Here is a 16879-nt window from a genome sequence, read left to right as displayed (position 1 = left end):
AGGCATTGTTCCGCAAGACTTGGGCGGAACAATACAGGAGCCGCGCCCATGAAATCTCGGACCAAGGTCGTTGTCATCGGAGGCGGGATTGCGGGTTGTTCCACCCTCTATCACCTGACGCAGGAAGGGTGGAGCGATGTGGTTCTGGTCGAGCGGAATGAGCTGACCTCGGGCACCACGTGGCATTCGGCGGCGCAGGTGACGAATTTCGGGATGAACCAGACGATGGTCGGGCTGAAAACACACTCGATCCGGCTGTATAAGGAACTGGCCGAGGACCCGGACTATCCGATCAACTACCACCATGGCGACGGCGGCATCCGGCTGGCCAATACCGAGGCGCAGATGCAGGGCTATCGTCATTTCGCATCCATGGCACGTGGGATGGACGTGCAGTTCGAGGTGATCGATGCCGAGGAATGCGCGCGCCGCCACCCTTTGATCTCGACCGAGAACCTGATCGGCGGGCTGTGGGATCCGATGGATGGGGACATCGACCCCGCGCAGTTGTGTCAGGCACTGGCGCGTCGGGCGCGCAAGGCAGGGGCAGAGGTGTACCGCAACACGCCGGTCATCGGGCTGAAGCAACATGCCGATGACACATGGACCGTGCAGACCGAAAAGGGCGATATCGACTGCGATATCGTCGTCAACGCGGGCGGCTATCGTGTGAACGAGGTGGGCGCGATGATGGGGGTACATCACCCGGTCGCCTCGATGGAACATCAGTATTTCCTGACCGAAGAGATTCCCGCCATCCGGGATGCAGGCCACAGGATGCCTCTGCTGCGCTGCCCTATCAGTGACTATTACTGCCGGCAGGAAAAGAACGGGTTGCTGCTGGGGTTCTATGAACAGGACTGCAAGACATGGGGCATGGACGGGATCGACCCGAAATTCGTCAACGCCTTGTGCCCCGATGATCTGGACCGGGTGACGGATGTGTTAGAGGGCGCCTTTGCCCGGATGCCCGCGCTGATGGAGGCGGGGGTGCATACGGTGGTCAATGGCCCGATCACCTATACGATCGACGGTGCGCCTTTGGTCGGGCCGATCCCGGGTAAGCGCAATGCATTCTGCATCATCGGTCTGCGCGCGGGTCTGGGTGAGGGCGGTGGCCACGGCTGGTTGCTGGCGCAACAGATCGTGCATGGCGAGGCGTGTTACGACACGTGGTGTCTTGATCCCCGACGGTTCACGGGGCACGCGAATGTTGAACTGACGGCGCTGAAGGCCATCGAGGATTATCAGAACGAGTTCCGCTTTCACTTCCCGCACGAACATCGCCCTGCAGGACGGCCGGCCAAGACGACCCCTCTGACCCCGGTGCTGGCGACTGAGGGGGCCGAGTTCACCGTTGTGAATGGGTGGGAACGGATGGATTACATCAAGCCATCCCCCGATTTCGCGCCCGCCCACAGTTTCGATTTTGACGAAACATTCGATCTGGTGGCCGCCGAGGTTGCCAATGTTCAGACCAATGTGGGGTTGGCCGAGGTGAATGGTTTCAACCGGATCGAAATCACTGGCGCGGACCGTCACATCTTTCTAGACCGGATGTTCTGCGGCACCGTTACCCGCCGCGACGGGCGTGTGGGGCTGGGCTATCTGTTGAACCATCACGGTATGATCAAGGCCGAGGCGACGGTGGCCAACCTACCCGCCAGCGACCGCGGCCCTGAACGCATCTGGTACGGCTCGGCCGCGGCGAGTGAGTTTCACGACATGGACTGGCTGACCAGCCATTTGCGAACTGACGAAGACGTCCACCTGCGCAGCCTGACCAACGATCAGACCATCCTGATCCTCGCAGGCCCAAAATCGCGCGATGTCCTGTCCGCCTGTGCGCGCGGCGATTGGTCGGCCGAGGCGTTCCCGTGGCTCAGCGTTTGCGAGTGCTTTGTGGGGATCGCACCGGCCACCGTTATGGGTGTCAGTTTCTCGGGCGAGTTGGCCTATGAAATCCATGTGCCTAATGCGTCGCTCTATGCCGCATACTTGGCTTTACGTCAGGCCGGTGAACCCTTGGGCATGAAGCTATTTGGCGCGCGCGCGGTCGACTCGATGCGTATGGAAAAGAGCTTTCTGCATTGGAAGTCCGACTTGATTACCGAGTTTGACCCTTTTGAAACCGGATTGGAGCGGTTCGTGAAACGCGACAAAGGTGACTTTACCGGGCGCAAGGCGTTGGAGGCGCGCAAAGCGAACGGCCCGCGCAAAAAGCTGGTTGTCTTGCAGGTGCACACGGCGCGTGGCCCTGCACATCCCGGAGCGTCTCTTATGCAAGGGGATAGGGTTGTGGGTACGATTACGTCCGGCGAATGGGGGCATCGAACCGGCCTTAATCTGGCGCATGCCTTTGTCGAACCGGAACTGGCCGAAATCGGCTGCGAAATGGTGTTGGACCGCTGTGGCGAGCATGTGGCGGCCACCGTCGTCCCGGCCTCGCCCTACGACCCAAAACTTGACCGGGTCCGGTCTTAGATCAGGGCCGTTTTAACAACATCACCATTGCCGAACCCGCATTTCTCTGCTTGGCTTGTTTCGATGTAATCGAAACAACGGACGGTTGCTGTGTCGAAATCTCTAAGCCTGCGCTGGCTGGAAGTGTTTCAGCTTATCGCCAAGTCAGGGTCGATCCAACAGGTCGCGTCAGAAACCGGCCTTTCCATCAGTACGGTCTCAAACCACCTGCGCAGTCTTGAACGTGCGCTTGGCATCGAACTGGTAGATCATGGCCGCCGCCCGATGGGGTTGACCCCGGCCGGAGAGGTGTTCGCGCGCTATGTCCGCGATGGTCTGACGGTATTGAAACGGGGTGAGGCTGAAATCCGCACGGGCAACTGGCGTCACGCGACAGATTTGAGACTGGCCCTAATCGACGATTTCGACAACCAGATCGCGCCTGATCTGTTCCGGTTTCTGGCCCAAGCGCTGCCGCGCTGCAATTTTCGCCACTACACCCGCCCCAGCCATGAGATTATCGCCAAACTTCAAGAGCATAAGCTGGACGCAGGGGTCGCCACGCGCCCGTCAGAGCGCACAGAAGGGTTGATTGAATACCCGCTGATGCGCGACCCGTTCATCGTCATCCTGCCAAACAGTTTTGAAGGTCAGCCCGAAGAACTATTCGAGCCGGATGCGAGCCTTCCGCTGTTGAGGTACTCGCGGGACTACATGATTGGTAAACAGATCGAAATTCAGTTGACCCGAAGCAAATACAATCTGCCAAACCGGTTCGAGTTGGAGTGCAACCAGTCGATCATTGGACTGGTGGCTGAGGGCGCAGGATGGGCGATCACCACCGCAGCGTGTTTCCACCGCGCACAGCGGTTTCACGACAGCGTCAAAGCGATGCCGTTTCCCGGCCGGAACTTTGTGCGGACCGTGTCGCTATTCACCACCGAGGTCTATCCCGAAACGACATCGGCATTGATCCAAAAAGTCATGGAAAAGCTGATACGGCAACACTTCACCGAGCCTATGTGCAAAAAACACATCTGGCTGAAAAACGAATTCAGGACGATGGAAGCCGAGGCCGCTTAAATACCGCCCGGCGGCCCAAGCGACTGACCTTCGATGATACTGGTCGCCAGTTGTTCACCCTGGCCTGTGATTTGTTTTTCGACCATCTCGACCAATTGCAGAGCGGCCTTGCGACCCATCTCGCGGTGCGGGACATGCACGGTTGTTAGTGCGGGGCTTACAATTCGGGCCAGTTCGATGTCGTCAAAACCGGTGATCGAGACATCCTTGGGAACGTGCAGCCCGATGTCCTGAGCCCGCCGCAGCGCGCCGACCGCCAAAACGTCGTTCCCGCAAAGGATCGCCGTCGGACGCGTGGCTTGGCTCATCAACTCGGAAAACGCAGCGGCGCCGTTCTCAATCTCGTAAGGCGTTTCGATGATTGTCAGATGCTCAGTGTGCAATCCGTTCTGCCGTGCGGCGTCCTTCACGCCTTCGATCCGCAGGCGCGCGCGATCATTGCCTGCGCTGATGCCGGAAATCACCCCGATTTGGGTATGACCCATAGCAATCACACGGCTTGCCAACGCGTTCATCGCCGCACGGTTGTCAAACCCGATCGAGGGGACCGGCGCATCAGGCGCAAAAGACCACGCGGCCAATGTGGGGATTTTTCGACGGTCCAAAAACTCGTAAATCTTTGGGTCGCGGTCATGGCCAATCAGCAAAAGCCCATCCGCGCCCCGTGCCGCCAACGTCCTGATCTGTTCTTCTTCGATGTCGGGTTTGTAGGCCGAGCTGGACACCAAAAGGGTATATCCGTGCTGATGCAGCTCTTCTTGGAAGGCTTGCAGTCCGCGCGCGAAAATCGCGTTTTCCATTGTCGGAATGATTGCGCCGATGGTAAAGGTGCGCTTGGCGGCCATTACCCGTGCAGCAAAGTTCGGCGTGTAACCCAAGGCATCAACGGCCGACTGTACGCGTTCCCGCGTCGCCTTGACGACACGGTCAGGGTTGTTGAGGCAGCGTGAGACAGTCGCCGTCGAAACGCCTGCCATCTTAGCCACATCATCCAGCGTTGGTGCTGCCCCCAGTTTCGACATTCTCAAACCCGCAATTCACTTTTGCCAATAAGTCTAATCTCAACCGACCTTCAAGGAAAGCAGATATGTAAGCGCTTGCATTTTTGATGTAAGCGCTTACAAATGGCTTTGGGCCGAATCCTAAGGGAGTCCGGAAAAGTGTTTCTGACCGCATCCATCATCGTGTTTGTCATCTACTTTGCGAACGTGGCTTTGGGTGCCTTTGCAGATAGCGCATTTCTTGGGGACGTGGGTGAGATGTTGGTCCTGTTCGCGGCGTCGATCCTGTTCGTTGTCGCAATTCTGAAAAAGGAGGCTGACCGCAACGCAGAAGGCGACAGCTGAATTTTTTGCTTGGGAGGGCAATAGATGAACAACGACAGAAACGAGCTTGCGTCGGAAGAACGTCGCAATTTCCTGAAACTCAGCGCAAGCGGCGCGTTCACCGCGGCCTTGGTTGCAGGTGCCGGTGGGGTTCTTTGGTCGTCAGAGGCCGCAGCGCAGACGGCCAAGGAAGAACGCGAGCGTGAGCAGGCGGCAGAGCATGTGATGACCGTTGCCACAGCCTATGTGCTGGGCGCATCGCGCAGCTATCCGATCATGCAGTTGGACCTGAAGGAAAACATCCAGAACGCCACGAACGGGAAGGTCTATGTCAAACTGGCCCCCGGCGGACAGTTGGGCGCGGGTGGATCGCTGGTGCAGAAAGTGCAGGGCGGAACCATTCAGGCCGCACAGCATTCGTTGTCTAACTTTGCGCCCTTCGCCTCGACCGTTGATCTGATCAACATGCCGTATCTGTGCGGCTCGAACCAGAAATTCACCAATCTTGTGAATTCGGACACCTGGAAGAACGAAGTCCATCCCAAGGTCGAGGCCGCCGGGTTCAAGGCGTTGTTCTACGTTGTGATCGACCCGCGCGTTGTTGCTGTGCGGCAGGGCGGGAATGCCGTTATCACTCCGGGCGACATGAGCGGTATCAAGTTCCGTGTGCCGGGGTCCAAGATGTTGCAGCAATACTATCGCATGGTCGGCGCAAACCCGACGCCTGTCGCTTGGGGTGAGACCCCCTCGGCCATCAAGCAGGGCGTCGCGGATGCGCTTGATCCATCCGTGGGCGCGCTGTTCGTCTTTGGCTTTAAGGATATCCTCAGCCATGTGACCTTTACGCAGGCGGTGCCGGACAGTCAGGTCTATTCCTGTAATCTTGAGTGGTTCAACTCGATGCCGGCAGACGTGCAGGAAGGTATTATGTGGGCGTCCGAAATGACGAGCCATCAGAACCTTGCCAAAGTGCCCTCGGCCCGCGCCTATGCAATGGCCGAACTGAACAAAGCGGGCGTGGAGTTCCACTCGCTCAGCTCTGACCAACTGGCAGAGTGGGAAAGCGTCGGCGGATACCAGAACGCCGATTGGGATCCGTTCAAAACGGAACTCGCCGGGTCGATGGACGCCTTCGAAAAGCTGGTCGAGGCCGCAGGGACGCAGGGCAAGTACTTCGTTCACGACGCCTGATCGACCACCACACCTTCAAGCAGTCAGGCCGGTAAACGCCCGGACCAGAAGGCGCGCGCCTGACTGCCTGCACGCCGAGGGAACCGATGACCTTACTTCAAAACATAGACCGCAACGCCGAGCGCTGGCTGCTGCTGGTGTTCTACGTGATGCTGGTCATCACCATGGCCATCGAGGTTCTTCGACGCGAGATATTCGCGTACTCGTCGATCTGGGGTGAAGAGATCGTCCGCTATTCCTTTATCTACCTCGCGTGGATCGGTGCGGCGGCGGCGGTGAAGGAACGCGCGCATATTCGCATCGACGTGATCATGCACTACCTCGGGCCGCGTCCCAAGGCGCTGCTGTATATCTTCGGCGATCTGGTGATGTTCGGCGTGGCCGTCATCGCGCTCTATTGGTCGTATGAGGCGGTGCATGTCTCGGCCAAGTTCGGGTCGGTGACGGATGGGCTGCGGGTCTCAAAGGTCTGGTTCCTGATGGCCGTGCCCACTGGATTTGCGCTGATGATCTGGCGCTTGATCCAGTCGTTGATACGCGACCTGAAATGCCTGAGGGACGGCAAGCCCGTCTTTGAAGGCGACAAGCTGTTTGACTGAGGGGACACGCGATGCTCTGGGGTTCCCTCAATCAAACCGTTGAACTGGGCTGGGATTTCTACCTGCCGGTGATCCTTTTCGTTGGCCTGATCGCGCTGGCCGTGCCTGTGTGGGCGGCCATCGGCACGGCGGCGATTGTGATGCTGATCATGTCGGGCGATCTGCCGCTCAGCCTTGTGGGTGAAAGCCTGTTCACCGGCATCGACGCCTTTGCCCTGACAGCTGTCCCGCTGTTCATCCTGACGGGCGACGTGCTGGTTCGCACCGGGCTATCGCGCAAGTTTCTGGACGTGGCCGAGGCGCTGACATGCTTCGCCAAGGGCGGGTTCGGGTCAGCCACCGTTCTGGTCTGCGGCATGTTCGCCGCGATCTCGGGGTCCGATGCAGCCGGGGCTGCTGCCGTGGGGCGCATGACGATCAACCGTCTGGTCGAAAGCGGCTACCCCCGCCCCTATGCCTGTGCGCTGGTGGCTGCCGGGGCGTGTACCGGCATCCTAATCCCCCCTTCGATTGCCTATATCATCATTGGTCTGGTGCTGGGTATTTCGGCGTCCACGCTGTTTCTGGCCGCGTTGATCCCCGGACTGGCCATTCTGATCTCGATCCTTGTGACCAACATCATCATGAACCGGATCTACGCTTATGAGGGCGGCGGCATGATGACCATGGGTGAGTGGCTGGCCAATCTGGGCAAGGCGCTGAAATCCGGTTGGTATGCGTTCATCGTGCCGGGGATCATCTTCTACGGCATCTTCTCGGGCCGCCTGACGCCCACCGAGGCAGGTGCGACCGCCGTGGTCGTCACTATCATCATGGGCTTCATCCTGCGCACGCTGACGCTGGCCGACTTTCCGTCAATGCTGGTCAGTTCCGCCAAGGTGAACGGGGTGATCCTGCCGATCATCGCCTTTTCCGCGCCCTTGGCCGAGGCGCTGGCCATCATGGGTGTGCCGCAGGGGTTCGTGACCGCCGTGACCTCGCTGACCGATGATCCATATCTGCTGATCCTGCTGATGATCGGTATCCTGATCGCCGCAGGCTGCGTCATGGAAACGACGCCCAACATCGTGATCCTTGCCCCGATCCTGAAACCCTTGGCAGACAATATCGGCATGAACGAGATCCAGTTCTGCATCATGATGATCACCGCGCTGGGCGTCGGGTTCATTACGCCTCCGCTGGGGCTGAACCTGTTCGTGGTCTCGGGGATTACCGGCGAGTCGATCCTCAAGATCGCGGCCCGCGCCGTTCCGTTTGTTTTGACAATGCTGATCGTGGTTATTCTGATCGCCTATGTCCCGGCGGTTTCGACCACGTTGCTTCCTGAAATCTACCAATAGGGTATTTTGACCATGCCGCGCGAGTATTTGAAAAAAGCGACGCTAACCCCTCAGTCTCATGCAACCGAGGTGCATGACACGGTAAAGACAATCCTTGCCGATATCGAATCGGGCGGCGACGCCAAGGCAATGGAATACGCGGCCAAGTTCGACAAGTTTGAGGGCAACGTGCTGATGACACAGGCCGAGATTGATGCGGCCATCGCGCGGGTGCCCGAAAAGCTGAAAGCCGATATCCGGTTTGCCCATGACAACGTGCGTCGCTTTGCCGAAGCCCAGAAAGCGACCGTGTCCGATGTCGAGGTCGAGATCGTGCCGGGCGTTGTCGCCGGTCAAAAGGCGATCCCGGTGGATGCGGCGGGGTGTTACGTGCCCGGCGGACGGTATAGCCACATCGCCAGTGCGATCATGACGGTGACCACGGCAAAAGTAGCCGGATGCCGCCACATCACCGCGTGTTCTCCGCCAAAGCCCGGAGAAGGCGTTGCCCCAGCCATCGTGTATGCGGCTCATATCTGCGGGGCCGACAGCATTCTGGCCATGGGCGGCGTGCAGGGCGTGGCCGCGATGACCTATGGCCTGTTCGGTCTGCCGCGCGCGAATATCCTTGTGGGTCCGGGCAACCAATTCGTGGCCGAGGCCAAGCGTATTCTCTACGGCAAGGTCGGTATCGATATGATCGCAGGCCCGACCGACAGTCTGATCCTTGCGGATAAATCCGCCGACGCGCATGTGGTGGCAACCGATTTGGTCAGTCAGGCCGAACACGGGTACAACTCACCCGTCTGGCTGGTGACGGATGATCGGGAGCTGGCGCAACAGGTGATGGAACTGGTTCCAACCCTGATCGCAGACCTGCCCGAATTGAACCGCGAAAACGCCTCTGCCGCGTGGCGGGACTATGCCGAAGTGATTGTCTGCTCGGATCGTGAGGAAATGGCCGCCTGTTCCGACGCTTACGCGCCCGAACATCTGACTGTTCAGGCCGATGATTTGGATTGGTGGCTGGATCGGCTGACCTGCTATGGCTCTTTGTTTCTGGGCGAAGAAACCACGGTGTCTTATGGCGACAAGGCAACGGGCACGAACCACGTGCTGCCGACCTCGGGCGCGGCCAGCTATACTGGCGGGTTGAGCGTCCACAAATACATGAAGATCGTCACGTGGCAGCGCGCAACGCGGGAAGGGTCCAAACCTATTGCCGTCGCAACAGCCCGCATTTCCCGGCTGGAAGGGATGGAGGGGCATGCGCGTGCCGCAGACGTGCGTCTGGCCAAGTATTTTCCTGACGAACAGTTTGACCTGACCGCAGATGGATGACCCGCGCGCGCTATTTGACCTGACGGGCAGGGTTGCCTGTGTGACCGGCGCAAGCTCGGGCCTTGGGCGGCAAGTAGCCAAGGTTCTGGCGGCCGCCGGTGCGCGCGTTGTGGGTGTTGCGCGCCGGCCCGAGGCGTTGGCGGGGCTGACTGAGGAGATCGGCGCAAACTCCGATGCCGTCGTCGCGGACATATCAGACAGATCGCGCGTTGATGCGTTGACGCGGGACGTCTCGGCCAAGTTTGGCGCGCCGGATATCCTCGTCCACGCGGCCGGTCTGAACACCCGAGAGGCGGCGGATGACGTGACCCCCGAAGGGTGGGATCAGACAATGGCCGTGAACCTTAGCGCGCCGTTTTTCCTGAGCCAGTCAATGGTTCCCGAGATGAAGAAAAAGGGGTGGGGCCGCATCGTGAATTTCGCCTCGCTACAGACCACACGCGCCTTTCCGGGCGGGGTTGCCTATGGCGCGACGAAGGCAGGGATCGGCCAGTTGACCCGCGCAATGGCCGAGGCATGGTCGCCTTTCGGTATCACGGCCAATGCCATCGGTCCGGGGTTTTTCCCGACCGAACTGACGCGTGCTGTCTTTGATGATCCCGCGCGTGCGGAACGCAATGCAGACCAGACCTGTATTCGACGCAATGGAGAAATGGCGGACATCAACGGCCCGATCCTGTTTCTGTGCTCACGCGCGTCGGATTACGTCACCGGGCAGGTACTGATGGTTGACGGAGGGTTCACCGCAAAATGAAGGCTTTGGTCTATGAAGGTGTCGAACACGTGGTCTATCGGGATGTCCCGGATGCCAAGCCCAATCCGGGCGAGCACCTCATCCGGGTCGAAGCGGTAGGGATCTGCGGGTCCGACATGCACGCCTATCTGGGCCATGATGCCCGCCGACCCGCGCCGTTGATCCTTGGTCATGAGGCGGCGGGTGTTATCACGGGCGGTCCTCGTGATGGTGCGCGGGTCACCATTAACCCGTTGGTCGCTTGTGGGCGCTGCGATGCTTGCAATACGGGGCGTGAAAATCTGTGCCCGGACCGTCAGATCATCTCAATGCCGCCGCGCGAAGGTGCATTTGCCCAATATGTCGCCATGCCAAACAGAAATCTTGTCGAGGTGCCGCAGCATGTCAGCCTCGCGCAGGCTGCCTTGGCTGAACCGTTGGCCGTGGGGTGGCATGCGGTGCGCCTTGGGCTTGAAGCATTACATTCGTCTATGGAGCGTCGCGCGCTGGTTTTGGGCGGGGGTGCCATCGGGGTTGCCGCTGCGCTGGCCCTGTCCGCGATGGGGGTCAAAGAGGTGCGGATTGTTGAGCCCAACACGTTGCGACGCGCCTATCTGCAAAATGCGATCCCTTTTGAGGTCGTCGCTGAAACCGCCGATATGTTTCCGCTGATCATTGACGCGGTTGGGTTTGCCGCGACCCGCGCGACGGCCTCCGCTCTGGCACAGCCGGGCGGTGTGATCGCCCACGCGGGTTTGGGAGAGGACAGCGGCGGGCTGGATGTGCGTCGTATGACCTTGCAGGAAATCACGTTTTTCGGCACCTATACATATACGGCTGAGGATTTCCGAGAAACCGCACAGGCCATATTTGATGGCCGTCTGGGTGCGCTTGACTGGGTCGAAGCGCGCGCGTTGTCTAAGGGGGCACGCGCCTTCCAGGATCTGCGGCAGGGTGCGGTAGCCGCGCCCAAGATCATCCTCGCGCCATGGGAATAGGAGGTTTTTATGTACAAGAAAATTCTCGTGCCGATGGCGCTGGATCATGGGTTGTCACCGCATACATTGCAGGTCGCGCGTGCCTTGTCTGCCGAAGACAGCGAGATCATAGCCCTGCATGTCTATGAAATGCCGCAAGGGTCGGTCAGCGCATATCTGGACAAGGACGTGGTCGCCGAAGGGTTTCGCGCGGCCCGCAACCTGCTGCGCGACAAGGTGTCGGGCGTGGACGGGATAAAGTGCGACATCGTCAAAGGGCACACGGCGCGAACCATTATCGACTATGCCAATGACAACGATGTTGAATGCATCGTCATAGGGTCGCACAAACCCGGCCTCAGCGACTATTTCCTAGGGTCGACCGCGTCGCGTGTCGTCCGTCACGCAGCCTGTGCCGTGCATGTGCACCGCAGGCCGTAATTCGTCAATCGCGCCTTTGCGCCCAAATCAGGACTGACAGACCGGACATGAACATAGACAAAAAGATCACGGATGATCTGATGGCCAACGATATCTCGTTCGTCACCACCGTCCCGTGCAAGCAACTTGCGGGCGTCATCGCTGAGATTGATGAGCGCGAAGGCATCTACCACATCCCCTCCAACAAAGAGGATGAGGGGATGGGCCTGTGCGCAGGTGCATGGATGGGCGGGAAGCGCCCGGCCATCATCATGCAGAACACGGCAATCGGCGTGACGATCAACACGCTTGCGACGTTGATTCAGTATTACCGGATGCCTTTGCCCATGTTGATCTCGTACCGCGGGGAACTGCGCGAACCGATCGCCTGTCAGGTTGAAATGGCGGTGCATACCAAGGCGCTGCTTGCCCAGTTGAACATCCCGACCTACCACTTCCATCATCAGGCAGATGTCGAGGAACTGGATGCGATCCTGAAATACACGTTCATGTGCAACAAGCCGGTCGCCATTCTGACCGATGCCAACTTTTGGGGAGGCTACGGCGACCAATGATACGTTCAGAAATCCTTAAAGAAATCGCTCCGATCCTGCGGGATCAGCTTGTGGTCTGCAATATTGGCATCCCCAGTCAGGAGCTACACGCAATCGACGATCAGCCGACCAATTTCTACATGCTGGGAACGATGGGGCTGGCCTCATCCATCGGTTTGGGCTTGGCGCTTGCGCAACCTAAGCCGGTTATCGTCATCGACGGCGATGGGTCCGTTTTGACCAATCTTGGCACGCTGCCCACAATTGCAAATAACGTGGCTGACAATTACATCCTGCTGATCGTCGATAATGGGTCATATGGATCGACCGGTGATCAGCCGACATATGCCGGGCAGAAAACCTCGCTTGCTAAAATGGCTGAGGCGGCGGGCTGTGAACGGGTGATCGAATGTCAGGCAGAGGATACGGGCCGCGTGTTGCAAGAGGCACTGGACGCCAAGCAGATGACGATCATCGTTAGCAAGTGTGAAAGCGGTAACGCGAAAATGCCTCCGATTACGATGGACCCCGTCGTCATCCGCGACCGGTTCATGAAGGCGGTTCAGTCCTGAGCTGACCGTCGCAGTCTGCACATGTTCAATCCGCCGCCCTGTTATTGCGCAGGCGGCGGTTTTTTTGAGCACCCAACCCTTGGGTGAATTTGCAATGCCTGCGACACGCCTTTAAGCTGTTGGCAAAGTGGATAACTTATGTAAGCCGAGTGCAATTGGTAAAGTCAGGGCGGGAAAGTCGTGGCTTCCCAACCGCGATCGCGGACGGGGAAAATCAACAGCCGGAACCGCTGCCGTTTTATCGCGGGACTGGATTTTGGAAAGTTGAATGATGATAGTTTCTTCTACAATCTCGGGTGTTGACCCGCGCGATATCATGAATGTCGTCGCCCAATACGGTTTTCGTAAAACGTCTATGGAAGAAATTGCGCGGGCTGTCGGGTTGTCGCGCCAGTCTATCTACAAGAAGTTCGGGTCCAAAGAGGCGTGCTATACTTGGGCGCTGAAGACCTACATGGAGAATTTGTACCGCGATGTCTTCTCGGTTATGGAAAAGGCGGATGGTGCACCGCTAGAGGTTCTGGAAAAGGTTCTGCTGTACGTCGTGGGTGACTCGCTGGAATTGTCCAGAACACACCACGGGGCCGAACTGCTTGAGAACGCGCTGGACGTGGCCGCCGCGCAGCCGGAAAACTGGCCAGAGGCATATTTGGCCAAGGTGGGTGAGTTCCTGCTGCGTCAAGGCCTGGCTTCATCCCCTGAACGTGCGCAGGACCTGTCTTACCTTTTGATTACTGCGGCCCGTGGCGCGATGGTTGTTGCGCAGACAAAGGAAGACTTTGCGGCAGATATCCGTCGGTTGCTCAAGGCAATGTTTCCAGAGGATTAAAAGCGCGGCACTGCTTCGTTTTGGTCGCGACACAGATCAGCAACGCGTGGTTGTTGGCTTTCGTATCATCGAGTCTGGGGGGCGAGCCTGACGACCGTGCGATGCGGAACAGTCCCCCAAGGTCCGTTCTGTTATTGAATTTTCTGCCAGCCGTCTAAGGGCCGGCAGCCATCTCGTCTGACGTCCACTGGTGGTTGGTTTGGCGCAAATCCCACCATGTGATATGACGTAAGGTAAAGCATATTTCGCGCTGCTATTTTCATAACTGCATCACAAGGGGAAAGACCATGAGATTCAGTCGTTTAGTGCAAGGCATCTTGTTTGGCTCTGGCCTGATATTGATCGGAATGTCATCGGCACAGGCGCAGAACCGCGAGGAAAGTCAGGGGATGGTGCTGCTGCGAGGATTGCCGACATTGGACACGAAACACAGCGTGGCAATTGTTGAGCTGGACCCGGAGTCTGACCGTTTCGGGGAAATCCTGAGTGAAGTGGAACAGCCCGACATCGAACACCCTCTGCACCATTTGTATTATAGTCCAAATGGCAGGCTGTATTCGACCGGGCTGGATCCGTCTTGCAGTCTGGCCGAGATCGGTTTGTCGCGTGATTCAAACGGAGCACCCGTGATCTCTGGGTTCACCTGTCTGGATACCCAAGGGCAGATGGTGGGGGAAGACATCATGTGGACGACCTCCAACGGGCAGGAATACATGTTCGTCACGTTCATGGGCGGTACTGGTGGCGATGACGGTGGATCAGTAGGCGTGTTCGACCCGCAGACAAACGAAGTCGTCAAAATCATTGAAGCACGCAAAAGCCAGGTGGGTGAGGGTGAGCCTTATATCATGTATCCGCACGGGATTTCAGCCTTTGAGGACCGCATGGTTGTAACCTCGACCGTGCACCCGGATCTGGCCACCGGTGTTGGCAATGTTCTGACAATCATCGACCTGAACACTCTTGAGCCCATCGAGAATATACTGGTCGAAAAAGAAAAGCCGTTGGATTTCCCGTCCTCGCCGGTCGAGGTTCTGTTTGCGCGCCCCGGCATGCACCCGGAAATCCAGCCAGCAATCCTTGCAAACACGATGTTCGGGTTTGAAACCTGGAAAGTGCCTTATGACGCCGGCTCCAAAACGTTTGGCGCGCCCGAAGTCATCTACAGCGGCGTAGCCAATGATACGGCAGTCCCGCTGGAGTTTTACGGCACCGAAGATGAGCTGTTCATCTCTCATGCGCTGCCCGGGGTCGTAAAACGTTACGAATTGGCCGCCTTGCCGGAACTGGTATCCAGCGGCCCGGATATCGTCGCCGATCCGGGGGCGCATCATATGATCTTTTTTACCTCGGCCTCGGGGCGGGAACTGATCGCGATCCAGAACAATCTGCTCAATCTGGGGAACGGGGCCGAAGACGACCCGACGGATGTGGATTTCATAGCGGACCTGAACGCGCATACCATCTCGGTTCATGACCTTGAAACCGGCGAACGTATCGCAACCGTTAACTTCAAAGAGCGCTACAACAAGGGTGTGGACAACGTTGAAGGGTTGTTCGGTTCGGGTTTCGTACACCATCACTAGCAACCTGAGGGCACCATGCATCGGGTAATTCTCGCCATGACCGCAACCGCCGTTCTGGTGGTGGCGGGGTGGCTGATCTGGGATCGTGTCCGCGCTCCGTCCCCGACGCCGATCGCGAATTTCGCGGCCCCATTTGTGTTTGGACGTTTTGCCGTTCCGCCGGACAACCCCCTGACGGAAGAAGGGTTCGCCCTTGGCAGGCATCTTTTTTATGATCCCATGCTATCTGGCAATAACGAGGTGTCCTGCGCGTCCTGCCATGTGCAGGCGTTGGCGTTTACGGATGGGCGCGCCAGATCACCAGCCCTTTCCGGCGGCGAGCTGGACTTTAGCTCAATGAGTCTGGCGAACCTTCTGTGGGGGCAGGAACGGTTCTTTTGGGACGGCCGCGCCGCCTCGCTGGAGGAACAGGCGCTGATGCCGATTCAGCACCCCGACGAGATGGGCCAGGACATAGGAGAGCTGATTGAGGAGCTGTCCGCCTCGGGCAAGTACCGCAGGATGTTTCGTGATGCTTATGGGGACGTCAGCGCAGACAATATCGCGCGGGCCTTGTCGAGTTTCATGCGGATGTTGATTTCGTCCGACTCCAAGTACGACAAATACTTGCGCGGCGAGGTGCGCTTGACCGCTCAGGAAGAACATGGGCGCAAACTTTTCATGGCACACCCGGACACGAAGGTCTCGTTGCGGGGAGGAAACTGTATCGATTGTCACAGCCAGTTCTTGACCTCGGGTTTTCGGGATGCGTTCGACGGGTTCTCGAATAACGGGCTGGACCCGGATCACGCGCTTGCGCCGGGACTGATGGCAGTCACGGGCAACTCTGCCCACAAGGGGTTTTTCAAGGTTCCAACGCTGCGAAACATTGCTGTGACCGCTCCTTACATGCACGACGGGCGATTTGCGACGCTGGAGGAGGTCATGGCTCATTACAATGACGGGATCGTGGTCAGCGATACGTTAAGCCCATTGATCCTTGAGGCCGACAATGCGCCGGATAGGGCATCGGGCACCGTCGGGCTGCGTATGACACCAGAGGAGACGGACGCGATCATCGCATTTCTGAACACCCTGACCGACACTGCTTTTCTGGAAAATCCGCTGTTTTCCGACCCGCTCGCAGGAGACACCTGATGGAACGATCCAACGTCATGACCGGTCTTGCCTTTCTTTTGGTTCTGGTAATCGGAGCTTGGTTCGTTCTGGCCTCCAAATCTCAGAGAGAGACAGACGTGACTTTGTCCTTCCATGCCCGAATGGGAGATGATCCGTTGGTGTATGACGAGTTCATCTACGAAAACCCAGGTGGATCAGGGGTGTTTCGAGTGCGTGACTTTCGGTTTTTCGCCAGCAATCTGACATTGGTTCAGGGCGAGAAAACCTTTGCGGAACCGGACAGTTATCATCTGCTGAGATTTGATAATCCCGAAACAACCCATACGATCGAGTTGCCCAAGGTTCCGTTGCGCTCGGTCGAGGAAGTGCGGTTTCTAATCGGCGTAGATCCCGAGGCCAATGGCTCGATCGAAGCACGCGGAGAACTGGACCCGAACAGCCAGATGGCCTGGAATTGGGAGGTGGGATACAAGTTTGTTGTCTTTGAGGGTGCGCTCCGTATCGGAGAAGCCGTGTCCCCGCTGGTATATCATGTGGGTTTTTCTGAAAATGCGCGGGAAGTGTCGATCGCGCTGCCGCCCGAGCTTTCGTCTGAGACCACGATACACCTGAACGTGGACCTATCGAAACTGTTCGACGGCGCGTCGCAGATCGACATGCAGGTGCTGCCTTCGGTCAAATTCAATCGCACCGATGCCAGCCTGCTGGCCGAAAACTACGCGGATATGATTGCACCGGAATCCTTGAACGCGGAATGACAGGCGCGCT

The 16879-nt window shown here is 58.2% G+C and carries 17 protein-coding genes; 16 read left to right on the top strand and 1 reads right to left on the bottom strand.

Annotated elements, in window-relative coordinates; translation table 11 throughout:
* The first annotated feature begins 48 nt into the window (after nucleotides 1–48).
* Nucleotides 49–2484, top strand: coding sequence for a GcvT family protein (locus ACR0LH_RS12560; protein WP_480721210.1), 2436 nt, complete (start codon nucleotides 49–51; stop codon nucleotides 2482–2484).
* A 90-nt stretch (nucleotides 2485–2574) separates the two neighbouring features.
* Nucleotides 2575–3546: a LysR family transcriptional regulator gene (locus ACR0LH_RS12555; RefSeq protein ID WP_170385711.1), complete on the top strand. Its 972-nt coding sequence runs from the start codon at nucleotides 2575–2577 to the stop codon at nucleotides 3544–3546.
* On the opposite strand, the gene ACR0LH_RS12550 is transcribed toward ACR0LH_RS12555, so the two are convergent.
* Nucleotides 3543–4568, bottom strand: coding sequence for a LacI family DNA-binding transcriptional regulator (locus tag ACR0LH_RS12550; protein WP_480721208.1), 1026 nt, complete (start codon nucleotides 4566–4568; stop codon nucleotides 3543–3545). The genes ACR0LH_RS12555 and ACR0LH_RS12550 overlap by 4 nt on opposite strands.
* Nucleotides 4569–4706: 138 nt before the next feature.
* Between ACR0LH_RS12550 and ACR0LH_RS12545 the strand changes: the two genes are divergently transcribed.
* The 14 genes from ACR0LH_RS12545 to ACR0LH_RS12480 all read left to right on the top strand — a co-directional run bounded on the left by ACR0LH_RS12545 (nucleotide 4707) and on the right by ACR0LH_RS12480 (nucleotide 16869).
* Nucleotides 4707–4892 carry a hypothetical protein gene (locus ACR0LH_RS12545; protein ID WP_170385718.1) on the top strand — a complete coding sequence of 62 codons (186 nt, stop codon included), beginning with the start codon at nucleotides 4707–4709 and terminating at the stop codon, nucleotides 4890–4892.
* A 24-nt stretch (nucleotides 4893–4916) separates the two neighbouring features.
* Complete coding sequence (locus tag ACR0LH_RS12540; protein ID WP_170486305.1) at nucleotides 4917–6062, top strand: TRAP transporter substrate-binding protein; 1146 nt, start codon at nucleotides 4917–4919, stop codon at nucleotides 6060–6062.
* A gap of 86 nt (nucleotides 6063–6148) precedes the next feature.
* Entirely contained in the window at nucleotides 6149–6661 is a 513-nt protein-coding gene (locus tag ACR0LH_RS12535) for a TRAP transporter small permease (protein ID WP_170385722.1), read from the top strand.
* An 11-nt stretch (nucleotides 6662–6672) separates the two neighbouring features.
* Nucleotides 6673–8001 (top strand): TRAP transporter large permease, encoded by a 1329-nt coding sequence (locus tag ACR0LH_RS12530; protein WP_170411718.1) that lies wholly within the window; start codon nucleotides 6673–6675, stop codon nucleotides 7999–8001.
* A gap of 12 nt (nucleotides 8002–8013) precedes the next feature.
* A complete protein-coding gene (gene hisD / locus ACR0LH_RS12525) occupies nucleotides 8014–9321 on the top strand; it encodes a histidinol dehydrogenase (protein WP_480721206.1) in 1308 nt (435 codons plus the stop codon).
* Nucleotides 9314–10075, top strand: coding sequence for an SDR family NAD(P)-dependent oxidoreductase (locus ACR0LH_RS12520; RefSeq protein ID WP_480721205.1), 762 nt, complete (start codon nucleotides 9314–9316; stop codon nucleotides 10073–10075). The genes hisD and ACR0LH_RS12520 overlap by 8 nt, the downstream gene beginning before the upstream one ends.
* Nucleotides 10072–11052 (top strand): alcohol dehydrogenase catalytic domain-containing protein, encoded by a 981-nt coding sequence (locus ACR0LH_RS12515; protein WP_480721203.1) that lies wholly within the window; start codon nucleotides 10072–10074, stop codon nucleotides 11050–11052. Before ACR0LH_RS12520 ends, ACR0LH_RS12515 begins: the two co-directional genes overlap by 4 nt.
* A gap of 9 nt (nucleotides 11053–11061) precedes the next feature.
* Nucleotides 11062–11472, top strand: coding sequence for a universal stress protein (locus ACR0LH_RS12510; protein WP_170486300.1), 411 nt, complete (start codon nucleotides 11062–11064; stop codon nucleotides 11470–11472).
* A 47-nt stretch (nucleotides 11473–11519) separates the two neighbouring features.
* The gene (comD, locus tag ACR0LH_RS12505) at nucleotides 11520–12026 is read left to right on the top strand and encodes a sulfopyruvate decarboxylase subunit alpha (RefSeq protein ID WP_170385740.1); all 507 of its coding nucleotides are present in this window, start codon (nucleotides 11520–11522) and stop codon (nucleotides 12024–12026) included.
* Nucleotides 12023–12577, top strand: a complete 555-nt coding sequence (gene comE / locus ACR0LH_RS12500) for a sulfopyruvate decarboxylase subunit beta (protein ID WP_170385743.1) — start codon at nucleotides 12023–12025, stop codon at nucleotides 12575–12577. The genes comD and comE overlap by 4 nt, the downstream gene beginning before the upstream one ends.
* Before the next feature lie 268 nt (nucleotides 12578–12845).
* Nucleotides 12846–13406: a TetR/AcrR family transcriptional regulator gene (locus tag ACR0LH_RS12495; RefSeq protein WP_170804160.1), complete on the top strand. Its 561-nt coding sequence runs from the start codon at nucleotides 12846–12848 to the stop codon at nucleotides 13404–13406.
* Between the two features lie 287 nt (nucleotides 13407–13693).
* Entirely contained in the window at nucleotides 13694–14992 is a 1299-nt protein-coding gene (locus ACR0LH_RS12490) for a hypothetical protein (protein WP_170804159.1), read from the top strand.
* Between the two features lie 15 nt (nucleotides 14993–15007).
* Nucleotides 15008–16129 (top strand): cytochrome-c peroxidase, encoded by a 1122-nt coding sequence (locus ACR0LH_RS12485; protein ID WP_480721202.1) that lies wholly within the window; start codon nucleotides 15008–15010, stop codon nucleotides 16127–16129.
* Complete coding sequence (locus tag ACR0LH_RS12480) at nucleotides 16129–16869, top strand: MbnP family protein (RefSeq protein WP_480721201.1); 741 nt, start codon at nucleotides 16129–16131, stop codon at nucleotides 16867–16869. The genes ACR0LH_RS12485 and ACR0LH_RS12480 overlap by 1 nt, the downstream gene beginning before the upstream one ends.
* The last annotated feature ends 10 nt before the right edge of the window (nucleotides 16870–16879 follow it).

The organism is Ruegeria sp. CL6 (assembly GCF_056536465.1).
This window is presented reverse-complemented; position numbering and strand designations above follow the sequence as displayed.

Coding starts and splice junctions, on each gene's coding strand:
- ACR0LH_RS12560 (WP_480721210.1), top strand. CDS start 49: ATGAAATCTCGGACCAAGGTCGTTGTCATCGGAGGCGGGATTGCGGGT.
- ACR0LH_RS12550 (WP_480721208.1), bottom strand. CDS start 4,568: ATGTCGAAACTGGGGGCAGCACCAACGCTGGATGATGTGGCTAAGATG.
- ACR0LH_RS12540 (WP_170486305.1), top strand. CDS start 4,917: ATGAACAACGACAGAAACGAGCTTGCGTCGGAAGAACGTCGCAATTTC.
- ACR0LH_RS12535 (WP_170385722.1), top strand. CDS start 6,149: ATGACCTTACTTCAAAACATAGACCGCAACGCCGAGCGCTGGCTGCTG.
- ACR0LH_RS12530 (WP_170411718.1), top strand. CDS start 6,673: ATGCTCTGGGGTTCCCTCAATCAAACCGTTGAACTGGGCTGGGATTTC.
- hisD (WP_480721206.1), top strand. CDS start 8,014: ATGCCGCGCGAGTATTTGAAAAAAGCGACGCTAACCCCTCAGTCTCAT.
- ACR0LH_RS12520 (WP_480721205.1), top strand. CDS start 9,314: ATGGATGACCCGCGCGCGCTATTTGACCTGACGGGCAGGGTTGCCTGT.
- ACR0LH_RS12515 (WP_480721203.1), top strand. CDS start 10,072: ATGAAGGCTTTGGTCTATGAAGGTGTCGAACACGTGGTCTATCGGGAT.
- ACR0LH_RS12510 (WP_170486300.1), top strand. CDS start 11,062: ATGTACAAGAAAATTCTCGTGCCGATGGCGCTGGATCATGGGTTGTCA.
- comD (WP_170385740.1), top strand. CDS start 11,520: ATGAACATAGACAAAAAGATCACGGATGATCTGATGGCCAACGATATC.
- comE (WP_170385743.1), top strand. CDS start 12,023: ATGATACGTTCAGAAATCCTTAAAGAAATCGCTCCGATCCTGCGGGAT.
- ACR0LH_RS12495 (WP_170804160.1), top strand. CDS start 12,846: ATGATGATAGTTTCTTCTACAATCTCGGGTGTTGACCCGCGCGATATC.
- ACR0LH_RS12490 (WP_170804159.1), top strand. CDS start 13,694: ATGAGATTCAGTCGTTTAGTGCAAGGCATCTTGTTTGGCTCTGGCCTG.
- ACR0LH_RS12485 (WP_480721202.1), top strand. CDS start 15,008: ATGCATCGGGTAATTCTCGCCATGACCGCAACCGCCGTTCTGGTGGTG.
- ACR0LH_RS12480 (WP_480721201.1), top strand. CDS start 16,129: ATGGAACGATCCAACGTCATGACCGGTCTTGCCTTTCTTTTGGTTCTG.